Source organism: Nostoc sp., from assembly GCF_035638895.1.
Lineage (GTDB): Bacteria > Cyanobacteriota > Cyanobacteriia > Cyanobacteriales > Nostocaceae > Nostoc.
In genome coordinates this window covers 1-5,179 of record NZ_DASQZC010000438.1, presented here as the reverse complement: position 1 = coordinate 5,179, position 5,179 = coordinate 1, and the positions used below count along the sequence as shown (strand labels likewise).

4 protein-coding genes are annotated in these 5,179 nt (G+C 44.3%); 1 reads left to right on the top strand and 3 read right to left on the bottom strand.

Translation table 11 applies throughout. The features are described from left to right. The first annotated feature begins 233 nt into the window (after nt 1-233). Nucleotides 234-581 (top strand): DUF5615 family PIN-like protein, encoded by a 348-nt coding sequence (locus VE944_RS22230; RefSeq protein ID WP_324981982.1) that lies wholly within the window; start codon nt 234-236, stop codon nt 579-581. A 501-nt stretch (nt 582-1,082) separates the two neighbouring features. Here the strand turns inward: VE944_RS22230 and VE944_RS22225 are convergent. From VE944_RS22225 to VE944_RS22215, 3 genes are all read right to left on the bottom strand, one after another. Continuing rightward, nucleotides 1,083-1,511 (bottom strand): type II toxin-antitoxin system VapC family toxin, encoded by a 429-nt coding sequence (locus VE944_RS22225; RefSeq protein ID WP_324981979.1) that lies wholly within the window; start codon nt 1,509-1,511, stop codon nt 1,083-1,085. Beyond that, nucleotides 1,508-1,738: a type II toxin-antitoxin system Phd/YefM family antitoxin gene (locus tag VE944_RS22220; protein ID WP_190727343.1), complete on the bottom strand. Its 231-nt coding sequence runs from the start codon at nt 1,736-1,738 to the stop codon at nt 1,508-1,510. The genes VE944_RS22225 and VE944_RS22220 overlap by 4 nt, the downstream gene beginning before the upstream one ends. A 93-nt stretch (nt 1,739-1,831) precedes the next feature. Beyond that, nucleotides 1,832-5,179: DUF2157 domain-containing protein (locus tag VE944_RS22215; protein WP_324981972.1), on the bottom strand; the 3,348-nt coding region annotated here is incomplete at its 5' end.

The window sequence follows — 5,179 nt, the reverse complement described above, 5'->3', positions numbered from 1 at the left end:
ATTACCCGACGCTAACTGCTGCTGATTTGGTGAACGCATGGCTGTACGCTGAGGTTTATCCTAAAGAAATTGAAGTGGCGTAGGCGTAGCCCGTCGTAGACATCGCACGGCAAGAGGCGGCTTAAGGGTGGTAAGCTGTTATGTATACAACTTGCACAATCAGGGCGGGCAAGATGCCCACCCCACAAGCATATTGAAAAAATATTAGTGCAAATTAAAGGCGCAACAGCTTATTGCTTGATGCCGATGAAGGGTTTCCCAAAGTGGTTACGGGGCTACTGCGTCAATTGGGTTACGATGTGCTGACGGTACAAGAAGCAGGGCAAGCCAACCAGAAAATTCCTGATGACCAGGTGCTTGCATTGGCGACAATTCAGGGGCGGGCAGTGCTGACAGTAAATCGAGATGATTTTATCCGCTTGCATCGCATGAGTCTAGATCATGCAGGTATCATTGTTTGCACAGAGGATTTGGATCGGCAGCGATTAGCCACCCGGATTCATGAGGCAATTGGGGCTGAAGAATCTTTGTTTGGAAAACTGATACGAGTCAATCGTCCGCCTCCTGAGAAAAGTAAATGAGGTGAAGCGCGATTGCTCATGATCGTAAGGTACGTTAACAGTGCGATAACCTGCGGTTGTCAGCCGCAGGTTATCGCACTTACCAATGAGGAGTTAACACCAATAGAACCTATTACTATTAACTCTTACTTTTTGATCAATCTATACAGTTAGTTGCCGCATAATAGCACTATTGTATAAACCTACCAATTTCCTAACTGCGCTGCTAACTCAGCGCTTTCCTTATCTAACTATCTTTTCATAAACCTACCCCACTATTCTAAAAATCCCTACTTTTTTTTGTAAATGTGCTTGAAAACCTTGATTTTTGGTTTTTCGTTATCCAGCTGCGAGTAGCAAGGTAATGGGGTAAGTTTGCAGTCTAGTTTGCCATAAAATTATCAGTGGTATGATATAGGGGGCTTGCTGCCAAGGTCTTTTAGACCAACCCCAACTTTCCCAAGGCAGAATATAGAGAAAATAGGCTACCACACACGCGATCGCTCATAATCGTAAGGTAGGTTAACAGTGCGATCGCACTGCGGTTGATCGCAGGTTATTATACTTACCAATAACGAGTGACTGGAAATTGTCTAGCGCTGCATCCACGCTAATGATCGGGATCTTCTCTGTGAGTGCTTGGGCAACCAAAAGCCGATCAAAAGGATCTTTATGATGAAAGGGCAGAGTCACGATCGCGGCTGCATGAGCAACTTTAATCGGTAATATTTCCAATTCATTAACTTGGATTTGATGCTCCATCCATGTTACAAAATTTCCAGGAATTTGATACTTACCAATACTAACTTTGATGGCAATTTCCCAATAAGAAGCAGGACTGAGCAAGATATCATTTAAGGGATCGACAATCAAATCACAGGCGACTTGACTAAGGGCGCGATCCTTGAGTACAAACCAGAGGAATGCCTGAGTATCGAGCAGAAACTTCATGGCATATAGTCGTGAAAGTCTTCCAAGTGCGTTTCATCTTCGGACAGAATGGTTAGGGTTCCAATTGCACTACCAGGCTGGCGAGGTTTCCGGGGTGATTGGAGTTCGCCAATCAGTCTGGCGACAGTGCGCTCACCAGAAAAAATCTCCACTTCTTCACCGGGTTGCAGGCTTGCAATCAGTTCGGGTAAACGAAGTTGAGCTTCTGTTAATGGAATTCGTGTCATTGTTTTATGCTTCTATGCCATCGCTCTTTTTTAATTTTACAGATATCTTGAATTTGGGCGATCGCCTATCTAATTAGTTCAACATTTAGCTTACTATTCCCATGATTGAAATTCATCAATGGCGCTACGAATTAAGGAAGTTATTTGAGCGCGACGGGTTTCAAAGTTAGCGGCGATGTAAATCAGGAGGATACCAACTAGCAAGCCAACAACCCATTTTAAAAAGGAGTACTGCAAACTAAAAATGACTGATTGATAGATTGTAGTGATTAAAAAAGTGGCTGTACCAATGTAGAGAAAAGCCCGCACTCGCAAAGCTAATCCGGCAAAAATGGCGATGAGGCTGAAAATTCCAGGTATCCAGGCTGCATTTTGATTAAATAAAATTGCCCACCCACAAATTAAACCACTACCTAGCAATCTCAGAATATGACGAGCGACTTTATACTCTGGTAGCTTCAGTTGGGTATCTACTTGAGCAATATAAAGCAGTGATAACCCAATGGGTGTTACATACCACAAAGGATCAGTTAGGCGTAAGGAATCAAACCAACGGTAAAGCGCCCAATCAATCAACGCCACACTAATATATGTAAAACGGATGTTTTCACCCACCTTTGCCAGGAAGATGTAAAATCCAGCTGCGAGTAGCAACGTAATGGGGTAAGTTCGCAGTCTGGTTTCCCATAAAATTATCAATGGTATGATGTAGGCGGCTTGCTGCCAAGGTCTTCTAGACCAACCCCAATTTTCCCAAGGTAAGATGTACAGGAAATAGGCTACCACACAGGCGATCGCACCGTTCCAAGGAACTAACGGCCCAGCCCAAAATTTTCCCACTGCTGTCTCGCGCCAATAAACCCTCATCCCGGCTACCTCTAATAAGCCAAGGTAAACCCACATTTCGGCTATTGTGATTCCTCCAAAAATGCTGGGGGAAATGGGCAAATTTCGTCCCTGAAAGATGGCATAACGAATCAAAAATACCCCCGTTCCCAATCCCACTAAACGGTTAACTCCAATGGGAAGAGGAATGGCAGCCATTAATAAACAGCTACTCCAAGCCCAGTGAATATGGGCAATTCCTTTCAGTTCTTGAGGAGTTAGCCGTAAGTAGCTTACTAACCAAGGCGACAGGATGCGGTAAGCATACATAATAGTTGCGCCAAGGGCTGACATGGCAATCAATCCATCACCTAATGCTCCTCCTGAAACTTGGGACATTTGATAGAACAAAAGTTCATAAGCAGAAATTGATACGCCAATAATTCCTAAGTACAGCAGGGGTTTAAAGTCTTCGCGGCGTCGCCCCACGCCAATGATAATTAAAGCTACACCCAAAGAATACAAACCAGTCCATTCGGTGAAGGTGTTCACACGCAGCAATACACTGAATGCACCATAAATTAATGGCAAAATGTGAAAACTGCTAGGAAGGCTTTCTAATTGATGTTGTCGCCGCCACCACTCGCCGACAAGTTGAGCGGTTAAACCTAAAGCAATATTTGCGATCGCAATCTTAACTATTGATCGTTCCCCAAATCCCAACACTTGGGCAGTCAACAACTCTAAAGACCAACCGATGCCATAAAATGCCCAATTTGTCGGTTCTCGCCAACTGCGATAAACAATAGCTACCAAGGTGATTGCAGTGGCAGCTAAATACAAAAATCCCGAAGTAATAAACCCTGAGTAAATTAGTATTGAGTGTACCGTTAAACCAAACAACTCAAAACCACACAAGGCGATCGCCCATTTATCACTGGCGGCTGCATATATAATTGCTAATTCGTTACCGCGTTGGTTCAAAACTGTCCGCGTTAACCATAGAATTAGGATTGCGATCGCTCCGACGACAAACCAACCTGGTAGCGCGAGGCGAGGTAAGCCAGGTACGCCTACCCATAACAGCGCCACAATGAAACTTAGAAGAAATCCTTCTGTAATTACCGCAGATATTTGGTTTCGCAAATAGCGTGTATTTGCGAACATCAATCCCGTACCTACGGCTAAACCGATTAATCTCGTTTCTGGTAGCTGTAAAGTCAATAGCTGGGCAACTCCCACAGCCAATACACTTAAGTAACGGCTAGTAAGACGACGCTCTATAATTGTGGTATTGGCAACACCTGTGAGAGCTATAGGCGTAACTAGCCATAAGACTCCCCAATGAGCTTGTCCATTAGCTATGCCATACCAAGATGATTCTGCATTCATCCACAATAGGAAAAAACTAGCGGCGGCTAATCCTAAACCAATGTCCCATGCACTACGTCGCCATAAACCTTCGCTTAGACTAAATACCCATTCTGCAACCATCAGAGCTAATAAAATACTTGCCCAGACTTGATGATTCAGGGTTGGCAATAACCAATTAATGGTAAAACAAAAAGTCAGCACTCCCACGATGTGAGTTAAATATATTAGGGGAAGGGATGCAGGGGAGCGGCGTTGAGTGACGAATGCCAGAGTGATGGTAGAAAATAACAGATTTAGCGATCGCAATGCCGGATTTACTATAGCGATCGTTGTTAAAAAAGCTCCCAATAAGAGGGTGAGCAGTTCGCCAAATTTAGCTAATTCTCGCTTTTCGGTGCGATGCAGGTTATCTGTGAGCGCCACCATCAAAATTATGTACGGAAATAAAGCTACACCCAGCAACGCCCAAGGTTGATTTTGAGAATTAGTTAGTTGAGTACCAGTTGCGATCGCTAATTTCTGTAAGTTATTAGGTACTAATCGCCAACCTAACCAAATCGTCTGTAACCCAATAAGGAAAACTGCTGCAAAGTCTAACTTGAAACTGTACTGCCGCAAACGACTTCCCACAAACCACAAACCCAAACCACTTACAGCTATTGCTTGCCAAGGATAATTTACTACCGAAACCAGCCAACCCAAGAAGAGTAGAGTGCCGCCCAGTCTTTCCCAGAGTAACAAGGATGAAGGGAATACAGGAGATGAGGGAGATATTACTGTTACCCCCCCTACTCCCCCTGCCCCCCCTGCTTCCCCTGCTCCCCCTGCCCTCCCCTTCTGTGCTAGCCAAGTTACTAGCCAGCCACAAATACCAATAGCTAACCCCAACTGCGTCACATCTACCTTGGTAACAAAAATTGCCCGCACTAGCAGCACTATCAAAGCATAAATAATTACAGTGGCAGCCAAACTAATACTTGATCGGCGGCGATTGCGCCGATCTTCTTCACTGATAGGATTAGGCTGTTGGTAATTGTGATAAACGGTAATAATAGTTGTACCGATCATTGCCACATAAACGGCAATCAACGGAAATCCTGGTAATTGCCAACCCCAATGCAGATAACTCAGCCCCAGAATATTTATTAGAGGTAATTTGCCGGTAAGTAAATTGGGAAAAATACTGCGATTTTTGGAGAGTAGAACAGTTATAGCAGTGAGAGCAGGACAGGCGATCGCAAC

Bases quoted from the DNA above. Each gene is read 5' to 3' on its own strand.
- VE944_RS22225 (WP_324981979.1), bottom strand. From the start codon at position 1,511: ATGAAGTTTCTGCTCGATACTCAGGCATTCCTCTGGTTTGTACTCAAG.
- VE944_RS22220 (WP_190727343.1), bottom strand. From the start codon at position 1,738: ATGACACGAATTCCATTAACAGAAGCTCAACTTCGTTTACCCGAACTG.